Annotated in this window: 1 protein-coding gene; it reads left to right on the forward strand. The window is 57.2% G+C overall.

The window, feature by feature from the left end; genetic code table 11:
- Positions 1-229: 229 nt before the first annotated feature.
- Positions 230-520: a GNAT family N-acetyltransferase gene (locus ACFOLC_RS16130; protein ID WP_386760288.1), complete on the forward strand. Its 291-nt coding sequence runs from the start codon at positions 230-232 to the stop codon at positions 518-520.
- The last annotated feature ends 174 nt before the right edge of the window (positions 521-694 follow it).

The following is a 694-nucleotide window of genomic DNA, read 5'->3' on the forward strand; positions in this document are numbered from 1 at the left end:
TGCTCTGGGGTTGGGGCTGTCAGTTTGCTGGCTCCATCAGCACCGCCGTATAACAAGTCATTCAAGCCGAAGCCGCTTCGCGGCTCGGCTTAATTCCGGCGTTAGGGCCCGTGGAAAGTCTGCGTATCTCCACCAAAGTGATGAGCTCGATGTTCCGCTCATACACCAGTTCCTGTCGGAGCAGTCGCATTGGGCAAGAGGCATCTCGCTGATTTCGGTCCACACCTCCTTGGCAAATTCCCTATGCTTCGGCGGGTACCTTGGTGCCTCTCAAGTCGCCTTTGGCAGGGTTGTGACTGACTACTCTCGCTTCGGGTACGTGATGGACATGTTTGTTCTCCCGGACCATCGCGGGCAGGGCTACGGCAAGGCAATCGTTCGCGCCATCTCGGAGCATCCTGCCTTGCAGCAGATCATTCTTATGCTTCGCACATCTGAGGCGCCAGCCTTGTATGAGAAGTTCGGCTTTGAGAAGCTCCCCTCCCCAGACAAGTACATGCGTCGCCCGGCAGTCTCGTAGCATGGGTAATTTGCAGGGCGCCGGCTTGGGCCCTAACAATTCATTCAAGCCGAAGCCGCTTCGCGGCTCGGCTTAACTCAGGCGTTATACGGTGGTGCAAAAACATTGCCGTGGTTTTTCCTACGGCAACGCTGTCGTGTCTTCGACGGTCGGCTCCGGTCAGCAATCCTCCCG

Source organism: Lysobacter cavernae, assembly GCF_042648505.1.
Classification (GTDB): domain Bacteria; phylum Pseudomonadota; class Gammaproteobacteria; order Xanthomonadales; family Xanthomonadaceae; genus Lysobacter_L; species Lysobacter_L cavernae.